This window comes from Anabaenopsis sp. FSS-46 (genome assembly GCF_029891665.1).
Lineage (GTDB): Bacteria > Cyanobacteriota > Cyanobacteriia > Cyanobacteriales > Nostocaceae > Anabaenopsis > Anabaenopsis arnoldii.
On the sequence record NZ_JANQDG010000016.1, the window covers coordinates 1 to 17,308 of the forward strand.

16 protein-coding genes are annotated in these 17,308 nt (G+C 41.0%); 6 read left to right on the forward strand and 10 right to left on the reverse strand.

What is annotated here, in order from left to right; translation table 11 throughout:
* The first annotated feature begins 6 nt into the window (after positions 1-6).
* On the forward strand, positions 7-108 hold the full coding sequence (locus NWP21_RS01700) for a zinc ribbon domain-containing protein (protein ID WP_271760987.1): 102 nt from the start codon (positions 7-9) through the stop codon (positions 106-108).
* 200 nt (positions 109-308) lie between these two features.
* On the forward strand, positions 309-1,118 hold the full coding sequence (locus NWP21_RS01705) for a substrate-binding domain-containing protein (RefSeq protein WP_280791370.1): 810 nt from the start codon (positions 309-311) through the stop codon (positions 1,116-1,118).
* On the opposite strand, the gene NWP21_RS01710 is transcribed toward NWP21_RS01705, so the two are convergent.
* Positions 1,115-1,822, reverse strand: coding sequence for an HAD family phosphatase (locus NWP21_RS01710; protein ID WP_280791371.1), 708 nt, complete (start codon positions 1,820-1,822; stop codon positions 1,115-1,117). The two genes, NWP21_RS01705 and NWP21_RS01710, sit on opposite strands and share 4 nt — an antisense overlap.
* Positions 1,823-2,593: 771 nt before the next feature.
* On the opposite strand from NWP21_RS01710, the gene NWP21_RS01715 reads away from it, so the two are divergent.
* Positions 2,594-3,430, forward strand: coding sequence for an alpha/beta hydrolase (locus tag NWP21_RS01715; RefSeq protein ID WP_280791372.1), 837 nt, complete (start codon positions 2,594-2,596; stop codon positions 3,428-3,430).
* A 29-nt stretch (positions 3,431-3,459) separates the two neighbouring features.
* Positions 3,460-4,635, forward strand: a complete 1,176-nt coding sequence (locus NWP21_RS01720) for an inactive serine/threonine-protein kinase VRK3 (RefSeq protein WP_280791373.1) — start codon at positions 3,460-3,462, stop codon at positions 4,633-4,635.
* Here NWP21_RS01720 and NWP21_RS01725 read toward each other — a convergent pair.
* From NWP21_RS01725 to NWP21_RS01740, 4 genes are all read right to left on the reverse strand, one after another.
* Positions 4,621-7,323 carry a PAS domain-containing protein gene (locus tag NWP21_RS01725; protein WP_280791374.1) on the reverse strand — a complete coding sequence of 901 codons (2,703 nt, stop codon included), beginning with the start codon at positions 7,321-7,323 and terminating at the stop codon, positions 4,621-4,623. The genes NWP21_RS01720 and NWP21_RS01725 overlap by 15 nt on opposite strands.
* Positions 7,324-7,339: 16 nt before the next feature.
* The gene (locus NWP21_RS01730) at positions 7,340-7,804 is read right to left on the reverse strand and encodes a response regulator (protein ID WP_271763548.1); all 465 of its coding nucleotides are present in this window, start codon (positions 7,802-7,804) and stop codon (positions 7,340-7,342) included.
* Between the two features lie 4 nt (positions 7,805-7,808).
* Positions 7,809-10,106, reverse strand: coding sequence for an ATP-binding protein (locus NWP21_RS01735; RefSeq protein ID WP_280791375.1), 2,298 nt, complete (start codon positions 10,104-10,106; stop codon positions 7,809-7,811).
* Between the two features lie 365 nt (positions 10,107-10,471).
* On the reverse strand, positions 10,472-11,359 hold the full coding sequence (locus NWP21_RS01740; RefSeq protein ID WP_271734249.1) for a cation diffusion facilitator family transporter: 888 nt from the start codon (positions 11,357-11,359) through the stop codon (positions 10,472-10,474).
* 430 nt (positions 11,360-11,789) lie between these two features.
* Between NWP21_RS01740 and NWP21_RS01745 the strand changes: the two genes are divergently transcribed.
* Complete coding sequence (locus tag NWP21_RS01745) at positions 11,790-12,146, forward strand: hypothetical protein (protein ID WP_271734250.1); 357 nt, start codon at positions 11,790-11,792, stop codon at positions 12,144-12,146.
* Positions 12,147-12,492: 346 nt separating this feature from the next.
* Here the strand turns inward: NWP21_RS01745 and NWP21_RS01750 are convergent, their stop codons facing one another.
* The 3 genes from NWP21_RS01750 to NWP21_RS01760 all read right to left on the reverse strand — a co-directional run bounded on the left by NWP21_RS01750 (position 12,493) and on the right by NWP21_RS01760 (position 13,987).
* A complete protein-coding gene (locus NWP21_RS01750) occupies positions 12,493-12,738 on the reverse strand; it encodes a DUF4327 family protein (RefSeq protein ID WP_271734252.1) in 246 nt (81 codons plus the stop codon).
* 528 nt (positions 12,739-13,266) lie between these two features.
* Complete coding sequence (gene rbfA, locus NWP21_RS01755) at positions 13,267-13,671, reverse strand: 30S ribosome-binding factor RbfA (protein WP_271734253.1); 405 nt, start codon at positions 13,669-13,671, stop codon at positions 13,267-13,269.
* Positions 13,672-13,780: 109 nt separating this feature from the next.
* Positions 13,781-13,987 carry a DUF751 family protein gene (locus tag NWP21_RS01760; protein ID WP_271734254.1) on the reverse strand — a complete coding sequence of 69 codons (207 nt, stop codon included), beginning with the start codon at positions 13,985-13,987 and terminating at the stop codon, positions 13,781-13,783.
* A 144-nt stretch (positions 13,988-14,131) separates the two neighbouring features.
* On the opposite strand from NWP21_RS01760, the gene NWP21_RS01765 reads away from it, so the two are divergent.
* Positions 14,132-14,959, forward strand: a complete 828-nt coding sequence (locus NWP21_RS01765; RefSeq protein ID WP_280791376.1) for a DNA adenine methylase — start codon at positions 14,132-14,134, stop codon at positions 14,957-14,959.
* Here NWP21_RS01765 and NWP21_RS01770 read toward each other — a convergent pair.
* Both NWP21_RS01770 and NWP21_RS01775 read right to left on the reverse strand, forming a co-directional pair.
* The gene (locus tag NWP21_RS01770; RefSeq protein ID WP_280791377.1) at positions 14,956-15,438 is read right to left on the reverse strand and encodes a PD-(D/E)XK nuclease superfamily protein; all 483 of its coding nucleotides are present in this window, start codon (positions 15,436-15,438) and stop codon (positions 14,956-14,958) included. The genes NWP21_RS01765 and NWP21_RS01770 overlap by 4 nt on opposite strands.
* A 300-nt stretch (positions 15,439-15,738) precedes the next feature.
* Entirely contained in the window at positions 15,739-16,959 is a 1,221-nt protein-coding gene (locus tag NWP21_RS01775) for a HetZ-related protein (RefSeq protein WP_280791378.1), read from the reverse strand.
* Between the last annotated feature and the right edge of the window lie 349 nt (positions 16,960-17,308).

The window sequence follows — 17,308 nt, forward strand, 5'->3', positions numbered from 1 at the left end:
CAAGATATGCCACTAAAAGAAAGAATTTACAACTGTGGAAGTTGTGGTCATTCAATGGACAGGGATTTAAACGCAGCAATTAACTTATCGAGGTTGGCTAAACCTTGAAAGCTTACTGAGGGATAACCGCTCCCATGCTCCCCTTGAAGTAAGAAATAAATGTCTAGACTTGTCTAGGATTTATATAGCAGCAAGATTTACCGGAAATCACCGCAGTACCCGCCTATAATGTACCCCTAGGTGAAGCCCAAGTCGGTAATCAATGGATTGCTCATCCTTTAATTGGTCAAGATGCCTTCCGTACTGAAATGATACCAGCCGATGGGGAAGGCGATCGCCTACCTGGTAAAAATACTATGGTCGTCCAGTTGCTAGATGAACCGGTAAATCTGTATGATACAGTGATTTTGGCAGGTTGTGCGCCGGCTTTATCCCTATGGGCGCGCGCTGCGGAACGTTGGCATCCTCACCTGCGAGTACACTGGATTTTAGATAACAGTATGACAGCATTGCACCGACTGCGCCGGGGGGAAGTTCATCTGGCGGGTATGCATATGTACGATTCCCAGACGGGAGAATATAATACACCCTTTGTGCGTTCCATAATCAAAGATGCGACGACGGTATTAATTAACCTGGGTATCTGGGAAGAGGGAATGCTCACCCAACCCCATAATCCCTTGGGATTAAAAAGTATTGCAGATTTAGCCCAGCCTGGGGTCACCATTGCTAACCGCGAAGCTGGGTCAGGTAGTCGCCAAGTATTAGAGCGATCGCTACAAGAGGCAAATATACCATTTACAGCCGTCAAAGGATTTGACCACATTCTCCACGGACACTTAGAAGTAGCCCAAGCAGTAGCTACGGGTAAAGTAACATCTGGTATCAGCACTGTATCTGTGGCCGCAGCCTTTGGCTTAGGATTCATCCCTTTACAACAATCAAGATACGACTTAGCTGTTCTCCAGCCATACTTAGATGAAGCCCCCGTACAAAAGTTACTGGGTACATTAGGACATCGGCGGGTACTCTCACAGCTAGAGGCTATTGGCGGTTATAATACCAGTCAAACTGGGGAAGTAGTGGCTACAATCGAAGCAATTACAGGTAATTCCTAATTCATGTTTGGGTGTTTTAGGTTCTCAGGAACTTTCAATTCTTTAACCCTCGGTGGTAATAATTCCCCCACCTCTTCCAGGGATTTGAAAACTCCATAAGCTAAATTGCTAATTTCAGGGGATGGTTGTTCAATATCGGGAACCATAATGGCACACATTCCCGCCTCAAAAGCAGCTTCCACACCCACACATGAGTCTTCAAACACTATACACTCTGCGGGCGCAATGTTCATGCGGTGACTCGCTTCTAGAAAAATATCTGGTGCTGGTTTACCCTCAGCTACATCTTCACTGGTGACTATTATGGTGAAATATTGCTTAATCCCCGCATTTGTTAAACGTCGGATGGCTCTAGTACGTCCCGTTCCGGTGGCTAATCCAATCATCATACCCAGGTCATTGAGTCTTTGCAGCAAATCTAAAACTCCTGGTTTCATTGGTAGACCTTCTCTTAATTCCCGCTCATCACCAATGGCGATACGTTGGGTGGTCACTGAGTCAAATGGTAAACTTTCTCCGTAAACTTTTTTGAGTAATTTTTCCCGCCATGATAAGTCTCGTCCTACCAGTGACCTGTATAAATTATCGCTCATTATATAGCCATGCTCTTTGAGCGCCTGTTTCCACGCCCATCGAGCAATACTTTCTGTATCAAATATCAGGCCATCCATATCAAAAATTGCGCCTCGGTAACTTGATAACACTTTGACGACCTCAATAGTTATTATATTTAACTATTTAACAATGTTTTGCCGCCACTAACAAACATCTGTAGGGTCTGATAGCAGAGCATGGCCTTAAGGATAAGGCTCTGTTCTTTTGAGAAAAGATTTACATATAGGACTCCTATTTGATTTTTGAACAAGACTCAGTACACACGGCAATTCTTCTTACCTGTTCGGTGTTCGGTGTGTTCCCTGTTCCCTACGTAAACAAATCAATTCACAAACCAAACCGGATTTCTATATAGCAATCCTAAATGATTCATGAACAATTTCTGTTCCCTGTTCCCTGATCCGGTGTTCCCTTTCCTCACTCATAATTTCTCAAGTCAAACCGGATTTCTATATTTTCTAAAAAAAATCTAAATTATCTCCCAAAGTCTTTGATAAGTAACATTGTTTACGGTATTCATATTCATGAATCAATTATTAGTAGATGAAGTGGTTATAAATAGGATTTAGGAGAATATTTTGAATAAGGATTTATTAGCTTTTTTAGCTAGTATAATTTTCAGTGTTCTCACCATAAACCTGATTAAAACACTGAATCTACCTACATTTCTTACTTTCAGTATTGCTATTTATTCCAGTTATATATTGATGTTTTTTATCCTATTGCATCATTATATTTCTCAACATAGAAAAAAAATTAAATAAATTTGTCTCTAGTCTCTGCGTTATGCCATGGTCTAATCTATGATGAGTGTTGACTGTTGACTGTAAGCAGTTGTATAAACCTATAACTTTGTTCCCATGCCTTTCCGTCAAACCTTATCAAAATCTGATATCGAACTTTCCTATTTAGAGTGGAAACAAGCAGAAGAACCTTTATTGTTATTGCATGGTTTAGCTGACAACGCTTTGGTGTGGTCTAGCTTGGGAGATGACCTAGCCCCACAATATCACATAGTTGCCCCAGATATGCGTGGTCACGGTGAAAGCAGCAAGCCAGAAGATGATTATACCTTTGCAAGTGCGATCGCAGACCTAGAAGCCCTCATGGATCATCTGGGATGGTCTTCTACCCATGTGGTCAGTCACTCTTGGACAGGAAAACTCGCCGCTATCTGGGCGAGAAAAAACCCGCAACGTTTACGCAGTATGGTTTTAGTTGACCCGATTTTTATCTGGAAAATGCCTAGTTTATTGCGGTTAACTTTCCCCCTGTTATACCGTTATCTATCTTTCCTCAAGGGTATGGGACCATTTGCTAGTTACTCCGAAGCTGAAGCACAAGCGCGTCAATTAAAACAATATCAAGGATGGAGTACTTTACAACAAAACGTATTTCAAGGGGGAATTGAACAAAAACCCGATGGGAGTTGGGGTAGTAAGTTTACTATAGCAGCTCGCGATCGCATTTTTGCAGATGTTATGTGTGTACCCGGTTTTATTTCCCCCGTTGATACTCCTACCCTGTTCATACAACCAGAACAAGGTCTCAACCGCCTCAACTGGCAAATTAAACCTTACAAAACTTATCTAAATAATTTGCGCCTTTGCCAAGTTCCTGGTAATCATTGGCCATTTTTGACAGAACCGGAAGCATTTAACCGGACTGTAGCAGCATTTCTAGCAGAACGTAAATAAAAGCAGCCTGACTTTGACATTATTTGATCATGAGCCTTTGTATTAATCCAGTTTGTCCTCAACCTCATCACCCAAATAATCAAGACCGGTTTTGTCAGAGTTGCGGTTCTTCCTTGGAACTACTAGGACGTTATCGGGTGCTCAGTTTGTTGAGTGACAAAACTGGGTTTAGTAAAGTCTACGCAGCCACCGAACAAAACACGCCTAAAATCCTCAAAGTCTTGAATCAAGAGTTATCAAATGACCCAGAAGCAGTAGACTTATTTTGCCAAGAAGCCTCTATTTTGTCAAGTCTGAATCATCCAGTTCTGCCCAAATTTGCCGGATATTTTCAGCATGAAACTAGAAATGGTTTGGTTCTCCACTGTATAATCATGGAAACAATGGAGCAGCCTCATTTGGATGTGTGGCTACAGCAGCAAAATAACCTGGGTTCACCAGGGGAAGCTGTGGATTGGTTAAGAAAATTTATACCTACAAATATCACCCCCACACAGCCATCAAAGAAAGTTCCTTTACAAGGACTATTAGCGGCTCTGTTAGCTTCTTTGGGGATTCTGGGTTTGATAGCTTTAGTGATATACTCTCCCCAGTTTGCCACCTTGACACCATCCACACAATCACCCCAAAGAAAAGGGATGGTTGATTACTTTCCTTATCAGGAAGGTATGGATAGTCAAGGGAAAACTGCTAAGTTTAATATAGCTGTTTTGTCAGTTAAATATAAATGGTTACCTGGTAGCAATTTTCAAGTTAAATATAATGATGAAATTATTAGTCTTGACCTTCTCAACTTAAAACTACAGCCAGAAAATATCCAGGAAATCATGCAAGAACCTAGTGAAATTATTGCTGTGGGTCTGGCGAATTGTGGCGGGAAACCAGGAGTTAAACAACGCCTGGCTTTAGAACGCGCCCAACAAATTCAAGGTTTAGCAACTAGATTATTTCAGAACACACCCAGCGTTAAAAGTTATCGTTTGTTAAACCTGGGTCAATTTCAAGCAAGCACCTGTCAGGAAAATCAGGACTTGACCGCATACCAAACAAGTATAATTATCATCGGGGTGAAGGAAGTACCAGCAGGTCTGATTTTAGATGAAGCCTTAAGAGATAGGTTAACCAATAAACCTTTCGCCGATTTTAAGTTAGAAAATTACTCTCTGGGTTCTATCGGGCAATTTAAAACTTTATTCAGTAAATAAAGGCAACTTAACCGTAAAAGTAGCCCCTAACCCTTCCCCGGTACTATGGGCTTCAATAGTACCCCCGTGTAATTCTACCAAATGACGAGCGATCGCTAAACCCAGTCCCAAACCAGTTTGTTGATGACTACACTCTGCCTGATGATACCGCTTAAACACGTGGGGCAGAAACTCCGGTTTAATACCCACACCAGTATCACTCACCTGAATACGTATTGAAGACTGATCATTTTTTGCTAGTTGTACTTGCACTTTGCCACCAGATGGGGTAAACTTAATAGCATTGGAAAGTAAATTACCTAAAACTTGTGACAATCGATGGGTATCCCCAACTATAGGGGGGATAGATTCATCAATCACAGACTCTAAATGAATGCCTTTACCACTGGCATCCGGGTAAACAGTTTCCACAGATGCTTTGACCAGACTCACCAGATTGACTGGGCGGAGTTCTATCTGTAGCTGACCCCGGAGGATACGGGTCATATTTAACAGATCTTCCAAAAGTTTAGACTGAGATTGAGCATTACGCTCGATAGTTTCTAAAGCTCTGTCAACTGTATCTGGAGGTAGTTCACGAGTCCGTAGTAATTTAGCCCAGCCGAGAATGGCATTAAGTGGCGATCGCAAATCATGAGATACCATAGCCACAAACTCGTCTTTAGTTTGGTTAGCCGTTTCCGCGGCCGTCCTGGCTGCTTGTTCGAGCTGTAACAGCCTATCCCGTTCAGCCTCTAGCTGCTTGTGCTGGTCTATGTCAGTGCTAGTACCAAACCACTTAATCACCAGTCCCTGGTCATTCTTAATTGGTAAACCCCTAGCTAAATGCCAACAATAGCTACCGTCAAATTTCCGGTAACGCGTTTCCGTGTTCATAGCTTCTCCTGTCTCCAAGGCTTTTATCCCGGAGTGGATAACCGAGGGAAGATCATCTGGATGTATAACTTGTCGCCAGCCTAACCCTAGGGCTTGCTCCATAGTTTGACCCGTAAATTCACACCACTGTTGATTTACATACTCGTATTCACCCTCAAGATTGCAAATCCACACCAATTGTGGAATGGCATTAGATAAATAACGGTAGCGTTCCTCACTGTCGCGCAAAGCGGTTTCAGTAGCCTTGCGATCGCTAATGTCCGTAGCACTGCCTACGGCTCGTATGATAATCTGACCATGAGGGTCTCTGACAATTATGCCCTGGTCTAATATATAGCGATACCCCTGGTCTTTATGAAGTATTCTATACTCAAGAGAATAGTATTGACCCTTACTAAGAACATTTCTCCATTGCTCTCCCACACCCTTTCTATCTTCGGGATGAATTTTCTCCATCCACCATTTATGGGTGGGAACTGCTTCTGCTAAGGAATAACCCAAAATTCGGGTTAAACCCTCAGTTCTGCTAACAGTATTATTCTTAAAATCTATGTCATAAATTAAACAATTGACCGCAGCAGCCGCTAGTTGAAAACGCTCATTACTTAAACGCAGCTGTTCCTCTACTTGCTTACGCACAGTGATATCAAAAGCTGTACCCACAATGTGGTGCGGCGAACCGTCAACACTCCTGTTAAATACAGTATCTCGACTGACAAACCACCGCCATTCACCATTGGTGTGGCGCATCCGGTATTCAAATTCGACAATTTCACCATCCCCAGCGGAGTTAATTACTTGCAAGTGTCTAGTAAATCGTACCCAATCTTCAGGATGCATTAACAATGGGAGCAACTCAGTACCCATGTCCTGAATTTCTTGGGCAGTATAACCCAGGAGTTTGGTAAATTGATTATTAGTATAGATATTCTGCTGTTGAATTAAATCATAAACGTATAACATCCCTGGTATAGTATTAGTAATAGCTTCGATAAACTGCTGACTATTGCGTAACTTATCTTCCGCCTGTTTTTTCGCGGTGACATCTCGCCAAGAAGCAACGAAGCCATCCCCCATTTTACTGATGCGAATATCAATCACTTTAGCTGATTGCCGTCTCTGGTCACAAGCAGTCCAGACGACAGACTCTTTCACTAAAGGCTGACCTGTTTCTACCACTCGACAACATTCATCAAACAAGCCATTATCGCGGATATTCAGGAGAATGTTACACAGATATTCCCCCTGGACACCTGACATAATTTGGCTAAATTCACAAGCTGCGGCGTTCATATAATCCACACGAAAGCGCAGGATTTCCCCCATCTGCTGACGTACAGCCGAAAAAATGCCGAAACAATCCAGCATATTCTCAATGGAGGTGCGGAAACGTTCCTCACTGCGTTGCAGCTCTTGACTAAGTTGCACATTTTTAATCGCTGAGTGAATCGTTGAGCGCAAACGCTCACCAGTGGTCTGTCCTTTCACTAAATAGTCTTGAACACCACTTTTCATTGCAGCCACAGCCACAGTTTCGTTACCATAACCAGTTAACATAATCACTGCTGGCATGATTTTCTGTGACTGCTGTTGTAATTCTGCCAGAAATTCCAAGCCATCTAAGTCCGGTAGTAAAAAGTCTAATAAAATCGCATCAGGGTGAAACTGCTGACACAATTTCAAGGCTCCTTCCCCTGACTCCTCTTCCATGACTGTGTAGATGTATTCCTGGTCTTGCAGTAGATAACGACGATAGGCCTGGCGGTCTTCCTGACAATCATCGATAATCAAAACAGTAACCGGTTCTGTCATAACTATTTACTAACAGCTATGGCTTACGCCATGCTACGCTATCGGGGAGGATGACTATATCTAACCAATAAGTGATGAAACTTTGAATAGTTTCCACCAGTCTGTTAATATCAATGGGCTTTAACATATAACTAGCAACGCAAGATTGATAACATACTTCAATGTCTTTGGGATTAGATGATGTGGTAAATACAACTACAGGGATATATTTAAACTCCTCATCCTGCTTGATTTTCTGTAACACTTCTCGCCCATCAGTTCCCGGTAAGTTCAGATCGAGCAAAATAATCGACGGACGCGGTAAGTTTTGAGTATTACTGTAAATCCCGGTGTGGTAAAGGAAGTCTAGCGCCTCATCCCCATCAGTACAGCGAAACACAGGATTAACTACAGCTTGTTTCTTCATAATCCGACACAGGGCTTCAAAATCTTCGTCGCTATCTTCAATTACAAGTAAAGGCTTGGTAAGATTGCCAATCATCAGTTTATTTCACTCCTTCTAATGTGAAATAAAAGGTACTACCCTCGCCATAGGTGGAATCTACCCAAATTCTCCCCCCGTGTCTTTCTACTATTTTTTTGGCGATGGTTAACCCCGCTCCTGTACCTCCCCCATATTTACTGGGAGCGTGTAGTCGTTTGAAAATTCGGAAAATTGACTCAAAGTGTTTCTCTCGAATCCCAATCCCATTATCTCTCACATAAAATATCGTCGGGGATGGTGCTTCCTCTATGTAACCTATGGAAATCCATTTATTGGCTTTATCATTGTATTTGATGGCGTTAGTAATCAAATTGTTAAACAGTTCACCTACTCGGACGCGATCGCAATACACTGTCGGTAGGGGTCTGGAAATCTGAATATCTACTTTCATATCCTCAATCCGCGGACGCAATAACTCTAAACTACCATTTACTAGATCATTCAGGTCTGTGGGAGCCATAGCCAGGTCTGCTCTCCCCAAGCGAGAAAAATGCAGCAGTGAATCGATTAAATCCTCCATCCGCTGAGTGAGACGGATCAACGTTTCTAACTTTTTCTTGCCTTCTTCATTGATCAGCCCGCCGTAATCTTCCATCAGGAAGTTAGAATAATTGTGAATACCCCGCAGAGGCTCCTTTAAATCATGGGAGGCTATATAGGCAAAAGCATCTAATTCTCTATTACTCCGTTCCAGTTCCACATTTAGCTGTGCTAATTCATCCGCTTTGCGCAGCACTAACCCAATAATTGCACTTCTCAACTCCAGCGCTGCATTTATTTCATCGGATTTCCAAGGGAGAGACTTTAATAGTACTGTTTCTTGCCATAACTCAAAGGATTTGCGCGGTGATAGGCGTATACTGCCATTTTCTTGCGCTTCTACCGGTTTATTGGGATTACCACCCCAATCTACAGTTTGCACTACCTCCGGGCGAAACCATAAAACATAGTTTTTCTGAATTGGGGAAATGGAAACTACCATCAAACCACTAGCCACATCCCGCAATTTCTCTGCTTCTGGGTAAACTTGAGATAGGGAATCAGTGTAGAAAATCTCCTCCTTTTGGTTTTCATAAATCCATTGTACTAACTCTTGCACCTCCCGTTTTTCCGGAGTCTTCCCCACCGTAAAATATTCGCCATCAAAGCATACTGCTGCTCCTTGAGCATTGACAATATTTAACAGATTTGGGTCGTGGTTAATTAAACCATCAATGAAGTTCTGTTCCAATGACATATACTCCACTAAGTTGGAGTTGCAAGATTGCAAATACAGCTTATATTCAATATCCTCATGCTCTTGTTTACATGCAATTTCTAAAGAGGCTATTTGTCCTAAAAATTCGCAAGCATTCCGAATTTCATAGGGGATAAATTTCGGTGCTTGGTGATGACAAGCAATTAATCCCCACAGTTTTCCATCTTTCATAATCGAAATTGACATCGAAGCAGCCACGCCCATATTCTGCATATACTCAATGTGTAAAGGCGAGACGCTCCTTAACACAGAATTACTTAAATCTAAAGGTTCCTCAGTTAAAGGATTATTCCTGGGCAAAATTACCGCCGGTTCATAGTCTATATTTGGTATCAGTCTCAGCCAGTTTTGGCTATAGAGTTTTCTCGCTTGTGCGGGAATGTCGGAGGCTGGGTAATGTAATCCTAAATAAGATGTCAAATATTCTGGCTTTTCTTCAGCAATAACTACACCATTCCAATCCTGATCAAATCGATAAACCATCACTCTATGGAAACCGGTAATTTTCTTAGTTTCCTTAACAAGAACCCGACTAAATTCTCCTATATTTGATGCTGCTTTTAGCTTGGAAATTGCACTTTTTATCAAGTGGTAAAATTTGAAAAAAGCATCACCTCTTTCTGCTACCCTTGGTTCTAATTCTAAAACTAAACCCCCCTGATAACGGTGAATAATTCCATCAAAATTCACAGGATGATTATCCACTTTTATGCTCATTTCTATCGGATTAACAATTGGTAAATCATCTTCATTTACAGAGTCTTTTATTAACCTAATTTGCTCGGCATCCAGTAATTGGCTGAGACTTTTATTGATTACTTCTTCTGGAGGTAAACTAAAGAATTTGAGGAGATTATCACTAACTTGGAGGATGGTTAAATCCGGTTCTTTGAGCGCAAAAATCACTCCATGAGGCTGAATAGAGCCAGGAATATGAATAGGCTCTTTGTTACAGTTGCTGACATCAATTGGGAAGGGGATAGTAATATCGTTATTACTCACGTTTAATTCCTGATAGCGTCTCTGTGGCCTGGGTTCCATAGATTATAAGTAGTTTTGAGACTAGCTCTACTATTGTGATTTAGCAGTTCTGTGTCAAACATTCTTCATGCTTGGATTTACATAGTCCTTTATCCCAGCATAACCATAGGACAGACATAATTAATTGCATTTAAACTCATGACTGCTAACTGTCTGGAGTAGCAGTTGACAATTTATGTAAAATTGCTGTTTTTTCGCCTAAAACTGTATTTGCAGCTGGGTAAATAAAATTTAAATAATGTTAATTATAGTTACATCTTAATATAAAGTATCAATCTTTTCAACTAGTGTCTTTTCAGTCAATGACTCATCCCACCCTGTTCTATAACTACGCCACGCAAGCTATCGGTTAGACGTGGGGAGTGTCAAGGTTTAGCTGATTTGCTCTGGTATACCGGCGGCTCGATATGAATTAAAATTCTAGTGGGGTTGAAATGTCTTTCTAGTCGCCTTTCTACTTCTTCACTAATTTTATGGGCTGTTTCTACATCTACTGCATCTATAATTAAATGTATTTCTATGAAGACTTGGCGACCTAAAACACCCCGGGAGGCGATGTCATGACAATTAATCACCCCAGGAACAGCAGTGGCGATCGCCTCAATGGTTTCCGGTGCGATCGCCATTTGATCTACCAACCAAGGTAAATTGCTTTTCAGCACTGACCAAGCACTCCCCAATACTAACAAAGCGACAGGAAAAGCTAACACCACATCCAACCATTGATAACCTCGCCAAACCCCTATCAAACCCCCAATTACAGAAATGGTCACCCAAACATCACTCATGGTGTGTGTAGCATCAGCAATCAAAATTGCACTACCTAAACGCTGACCTACACGACGTTCGTAAAAAGCAACAAAAATATTGATACCTAGCACCACAAGCAATAACCACAACTCTACTGGGGATATCTCTACAGGTTCACTACCTTGAGTAATTCGCTCCACTATACCTTGCAGAATTTCAAAGCAGGCGATGACCAACAGAACCGCAATTCCTAAAGCTCCCACAGATTCAAATTTCTGGTGTCCGTAAGGGTGCTCTCTATCTGGTTCCGGCGCAGAATATCTATTGGCAACTAACCCTAAAATATTACTGGCTCCATCTGTCATACTATGTAAGGCATCAGCTAACAAGCTTAAAGAGCCTGTAGCATACCCCAAAAATCCCTTCAATCCTACCACCAACATATTCAGCAGTAAGGTGATAATTAACACCTTTTGTATTTCCGGGCGGTTGTCCTTAGTCATAAAACATATTTAAAATTTATTGCTATGACTTGTAATATAAAACTTCCCACCAAGAATCAATATGTAAAAATATTACACACTGTTGGCTATATCTCGCTATAATCGCTGTTATTCAACTACTTTACTGAGATTTTTTTTAAATAAACTTTCATCTTATCCTAGTAAAAATACGTTTTCCTCCCCTAAAATATATGGCTTACCCCACGGAAGCCATAGCATATTTTATTGTTAGTCTTGGTAATAGGACTCCTATTTGATTTGTGAACAATTTCTGTTCCGGTGTTCCGGTGTTCCGGTGTTCCGGTGTTCCCTCCGATAGTGCAAGCGATCGCTATCCGGTACAAGTTTTGTCAATACCACCTATTCGGGTAAGATAGGTAATATTATATGGCTGACACCACTCTACGCTATCAATCTTAAGAAATAGCTCATGTCTTACACTCCTCTAACCCTGAATCTGATTTCCGGTTCTGTTTCCTTCAGCTTTTCAGCCGAAAAAGCACGGGAATTAAAAGCCGCCATAGATAAATTAATGTTAAGTCTCAAAGCGGTCGCCGCTAAAACCAATAATCCCAGCGTCGGTAAAGTTACCCCTCAGCCTCCCCTAGAATATCGCTACACTGGTGAAGTATTTTTAGAGATTTTTTGTAATCCCAATATTTGGCCGAGTCCCTTTGCTGCTAAAGTTCTCCTTACTGTACGCGACTTGAATATTCGCTTAACTACAGAAGCTGAACTGACACAAATTCTTGAAGATGTTCACCAGTATTTAGAACAGGTAGGATGAACTATCAAAAAATTACCGCAGCAGTTTCATATGTTAAACTACTACGGCAATTTAATCTATAGTAAAATACTAAATTTTCAATGAGTGGCGCATCTAAACCAAAAATTGCCTCCACCCCTTCTTAACTGGCAAAATTGTATATATTCAGGTTCTAATGCTGCTTGCGTTAGTGCAAAAACTAAGATTCTGCATGAGGAAATACATATCAAAACTAGAGATTATCCGTTCCAATTCGCCATGAAATCCCTTGATCTCAATTACAAACATCCCAGTTGACAAGCTCACCGCCCTAAAAGTGCTGTGATTCCTTAATCTGTAAACAGAGAATTCCAAATCTCAAGACCGATTAGTCATTGTCCCATTCTTCCCGGCCAATTAGGTCGCCAATGCGATCGCGCAATAAAAAGTCACATCTTTCTAACTCACACTCCACGCCTACCCACTCTCTAGCTGGTATATATTGACACAGTGTATATATGGGCTGTTGCCGGCTAACAATTCCCTTTTGTACCAGTCGGCGTGCTTCGTCTTGGATCAAATCCAAAGAGTAGTAGGAGTAGTAATTGATAGAAGGCACCGTATTCACAGTCATGGTTTTTACTCACAAAGTTTACAAGTAGGCATTGTTCCCATCAAACACTAGGAACAAACATGAACAGCATCAGACTTGTGGCTAGGATTTTGTAGTTTGCTATACGGAACTAATCTTATTTTGACGCTATACACCTTCAAATTATCTAAAGAAATGTTAAGAATGTCAATAAATTATAACTTTCAGACGAAAAGTACTAGGATTAATGCTTTCAGGGCAATTAAGGGCAATTAAATTAACTTACTGGCAAGATCATGTCAATATTTCTTGGGGTTTTGCTTATATGAACTATAAGTATATTTTATGACATAGTATTATAGCATATAATTCCTGATAATTGACAAATAATTAGCCGAAACCTCAATGAGCATCAATAAATTGCAGTAATAATGGGAATTTTGCCAGAAAATATCCTCATAGTTAGATTAAAACAGACGTGATCACATCCCGTCTGTTAAGTGTTTAGCGAATTCACTAGGAATTAATTGTTCTCAAGTGACATTGTTAGCGAGTTACTTCTTCTCAAGATTAATCATCTTCATCGCTAGTATTATCCGCTACTTGCGTATTTTCTGGCGATCGCTGATACTCCAGTTGGTTTAAAAGCGACAGCACCTTAGTACCCCGCTCTATAGAATCGTCCTCAATAAAAATCACTTCTGGTGTGCGACGCAGCCTAACTCGTGAACCAAGTTCGCTGCGGACAAAACCAGTTGCAGACCTTAACCCCGCCATTGTTTCTGATTTAGCCGACTCTGTACCATAAATACTGACGTAGACCTTGGCGTGTTGGAGATCACCAGAAACATCTACATAAGTAACACTCACCATTCCTGTACCTACACGGTCATCTTTAATACCATGGAGTAGCATTTGGCTAACTTCCCGTTTAATCAATTCAGCAACGCGGGAAACGCGGCGATTAGTAGCCATAAAGTTGTGCCTCCTCACAGAGGTTGTACGACATAATTATATATAAATTGCACAGGACCGAGTTAGAAGCACTCAATACCCCACACAAGAACACCCTGATGCTTTGAGTCTAGACTGGATTCAAGCCTAGCATCGCCCGCAGTGTAAGACTCACAAACACTAGGCTACCCACAAAGAAACCCAAAAGAGCAATCAGGGTTACAGGGCGTTTTAACAACGGCATTAATGGCTCCACCGTGTTGAGAAACACCCCTAAGAGGATAGTAACAAAGTAGCGCGGGTAGCGAAAGACGTTATCCCAAAATCCGTCAAACATTTCAATATATACTGCCTTGTTATACAATTACACTTGCTTTCACATTTATCTTATTGTAATCTATGCAGCCAAAAAATTACTCAACTCAGATAAAATATGCTGCCTGCGCTATATTTCTTATGTTTGCTAGCTGAGTTGGAATCAATGGTAAGTCAAATATCTCCCAAAATTTTTCCGCGTCCATTTTTAAAGTGGGCTGGTGGTAAAGCTCGGTTAATCACACAATATAATCAATATTTTCCCCAGGAATATCAAACCTACTATGAGCCATTTTTAGGAGGTGGCGCGGTTTTTTTCTATCTCCATCCCCCCGCATCTATATTAAGTGATATTAATACAGAATTAATTACAACTTATCGCTGTGTCAAGGATAGTGTTGAAGAATTAATCTCTCTGTTACAAGCACATCATCAGCAGCATAGTCAAGACTATTACTATCATGTCAGAGCCTCACCGGGAGGGACTGACTTACAACAAGCTGCGCGTTTCATATATCTAAATAAAACTTGTTTCAATGGACTTTATCGAGTCAATTCTCAAGGTAAATTTAATGTCCCACTGGGAAAATATAAAAATCCTAATATTTGCCCGGAAGATATACTGCGAGGTGCATCAGCAGCCCTTAATACCGCGCAAATTAAACAAGCAGATTTTACAGATGTGTTAAATTATGCCACTAGTAGTAATGATTTTGTCTATTTTGACCCGCCATACTATCCTGTCAGTGCAACCAGTTATTTTACAGCTTATAGTCACTATTGCTTTGGTGAAACCCAACAAGTTCAACTCAGAGATATATTTGTAGAACTAGCCGGGCGGGGAGTAAAAGTTATGTTATCTAATTCAGATTGTGACTTTATTCGCCAACTTTATGCCGGCTTCCAGATTTATAGAATATCAGCCAGTAGGTCAATTAATTCTAATCCTAAAAAGCGAGGACAGATCACTGAAGTATTAGTAACTTCCTATTAAAGGTTATTATTAGACCAGGTAATAAAGCCTCTCAAGTCAAAAACTGCTAATAAGTTTTGATTAGAAACAACTTGTGTTTCTAACCATGAGATGGCTTGTGGTTTCGCGCCTTTACCATCGATTAATACTATCGCTTGTGTGGGATAGCAGTTTTGAATATTCAAGTTGAGATAGGGAAGTTTTTCATCTACTGAACCACTAGTTTGCTGCCATTTACATTCAATAATTAGTCCAGAACCAATTGGACTGCTACCAATAATATAAAAATCTACATTTATATCGCTGCCATAAATTCCTGGTCCGATATCAACCTGTCTTGCATATCTTTTGGGTATATTATTCGCACTCAAGAGACATTGTAGGCGCTGTTTTCTGGGTAAAACAGCGCCTACTTGAAGATATCCATGTCCCTGCAAAGTACCTTCTACACAGTTTTCTAAGACATTACCAGATGTAACTGCCCTTCCGCCCTGACTCATGTTGATTTTGCTTGATTTGACAAGATTTCCTGATTTTAGGATTTCCTACAAGCAACAGTAAATACTACGTTAATAAATTTTTAATTTTGCCACCTGAACCACAAATATAAAATAGTACTTTTGTACTAAAATAAATAGGCTTCGCAGCAGATGATCAAACTATCAAACCATTGGATAGTCAGCATTTGACTTTTGTCATAATTTCCCCATCTTTTTGAGTGAAGTAGTAGAGGTAATTTTTTATAGTTTTTGAGTTATTGATGGGGAATTAAGATCGGTTGATCTGCGATAAATTCACATTTAACTGGCTTGGATATGATTCTCGCCATTACGAATATCCCATGCCACTTCTAGCATTTGAGTCCAGCGCTTTTGCAGCTGCTTAGGTGTACATTTTATCGCTTTAGCGATCGCCTGATCACTGTGTCGAGTAGTTTTCAACTGCAAAATCTGTTTCTGCTCAGGAGATAACACACTCACAAAGATGTCCCATTGTCCAGAAGTTAAACCCAACTTTTGCTCTAGACCTGCACCCAACCATTGATGAACTAATTGCCATTGGTGGTTCTTGGCAAATTTTTCCACATGGTATTTAAAACGCTGTTGTAGATAGTCGCGCTCACGGCTAGTTAAACCCAGGATTTGGTCAATTTCTGGGGCACAGAGGTCTTGTAATTTCAGCTTCAGGTATTCCACACAGTCAGACTGACCTTGAGATTCCAGGTATTTTGCCAATTCCGCAATCACGCGATCGCGCTCCGACTCCTCCGACGGATCAAAATTAGTTTGAGCAACCATCTGGGATCTAATCTGTTGCACTGCCGAGTGACGCTGGTAAGATTCCGCATCTTCACTCCTAGTAGATTCCACCGCCATTTCAATATCTACAGTAGTTTCTTGGGGCTGACGACGAGCAAAACCTTGAGCGCGAAGGATAATCAATTGCTGATTATTCCCACCAGGTAAATTAATTCGGCGTTTAGCATATTGCTCTGTAAAAGCCATGTATTCTGCCAATTGCAACTGAGTCCGGGGTTGATAATCTTCTGACAATTGGTTTTCCCTGCGGAAAGCTTTAATAGCTTCGATGTAAAACGCTTGTAAAAAATCTTCAATCAGAGTGTAACGAGCATTAAACCCCAACTCTGAACCAGCCGCCGCAACATGACGGTAAACCATAGCACCTAAAGTACTATGTAATTCCACCCTCCCCCGCCGGGAACCTAGTTGGTAGTAATGCAGGCACTTTTGCAGGCGATGCCTAGCTAAATTAAGTTGCCATGACTGGACTTCTCCAGATTCTTGGATACGGGTGCTTTTATGACATATTCGTTCAACTTCTGTAGCTATACGCTGTGATACTGCTTGTACACACTCAGATGCCGCTTTCACAGACAAAAGCATTTCTTGATACAAGAATTGTCTCAAGCTATTGTCATCGTCCTGGAGCAATTCTGCAGGCGAAACATTGCAGAAAACAGCAGATTTTGAAGTTGGTAGATTTACAAGGTTGGCTTTCATGACTTTTCGGTGAGTGTGGTATTGCACCATAACTACAACGCAGGTACAGCAAATAAGGCCAGCCTTGGCTGGAGAACTATTTAGCATTCTCAAAACCCACTGCAAGCACTGCTCAGATACAAGACTGTAGGCAATTGAAAAATTTACACGGAAAATAGTGTGTTACTTCTTATAGATGTTCTCGCCTCAGTGAAGTACACGCAAGAGTTAATCAACCACAGATGTCAGGCTAACTATGAGAACGGCAAATACTATATATCAACCAGCAGGTTAGATATGACACATAGATACTTACCACGCCTCAAATGTGGTTAAAAGACTTGCTATCTCTACATTTATTGCCATTGTG

Excerpts from the sequence above, each read along its gene's own strand:
- NWP21_RS01760 (WP_271734254.1), bottom strand. The coding sequence starts at position 13,987 with ATGTTTGACGGATTTTGGGATAACGTCTTTCGCTACCCGCGCTACTTT.
- NWP21_RS01775 (WP_280791378.1), bottom strand. The coding sequence starts at position 16,959 with ATGAAAGCCAACCTTGTAAATCTACCAACTTCAAAATCTGCTGTTTTC.
- NWP21_RS01765 (WP_280791376.1), top strand. The coding sequence starts at position 14,132 with ATGGTAAGTCAAATATCTCCCAAAATTTTTCCGCGTCCATTTTTAAAG.
- NWP21_RS01705 (WP_280791370.1), top strand. The coding sequence starts at position 309 with ATGATACCAGCCGATGGGGAAGGCGATCGCCTACCTGGTAAAAATACT.
- NWP21_RS01715 (WP_280791372.1), top strand. The coding sequence starts at position 2,594 with ATGCCTTTCCGTCAAACCTTATCAAAATCTGATATCGAACTTTCCTAT.
- NWP21_RS01745 (WP_271734250.1), top strand. The coding sequence starts at position 11,790 with ATGTCTTACACTCCTCTAACCCTGAATCTGATTTCCGGTTCTGTTTCC.
- NWP21_RS01730 (WP_271763548.1), bottom strand. The coding sequence starts at position 7,804 with ATGATTGGCAATCTTACCAAGCCTTTACTTGTAATTGAAGATAGCGAC.
- NWP21_RS01725 (WP_280791374.1), bottom strand. The coding sequence starts at position 7,323 with ATGACAGAACCGGTTACTGTTTTGATTATCGATGATTGTCAGGAAGAC.
- NWP21_RS01740 (WP_271734249.1), bottom strand. The coding sequence starts at position 11,359 with ATGACTAAGGACAACCGCCCGGAAATACAAAAGGTGTTAATTATCACC.
- NWP21_RS01700 (WP_271760987.1), top strand. The coding sequence starts at position 7 with ATGCCACTAAAAGAAAGAATTTACAACTGTGGAAGTTGTGGTCATTCA.
- NWP21_RS01735 (WP_280791375.1), bottom strand. The coding sequence starts at position 10,106 with ATGGAACCCAGGCCACAGAGACGCTATCAGGAATTAAACGTGAGTAAT.
- NWP21_RS01770 (WP_280791377.1), bottom strand. The coding sequence starts at position 15,438 with ATGAGTCAGGGCGGAAGGGCAGTTACATCTGGTAATGTCTTAGAAAAC.
- NWP21_RS01750 (WP_271734252.1), bottom strand. The coding sequence starts at position 12,738 with ATGACTGTGAATACGGTGCCTTCTATCAATTACTACTCCTACTACTCT.
- rbfA (WP_271734253.1), bottom strand. The coding sequence starts at position 13,671 with ATGGCTACTAATCGCCGCGTTTCCCGCGTTGCTGAATTGATTAAACGG.
- NWP21_RS01720 (WP_280791373.1), top strand. The coding sequence starts at position 3,460 with ATGAGCCTTTGTATTAATCCAGTTTGTCCTCAACCTCATCACCCAAAT.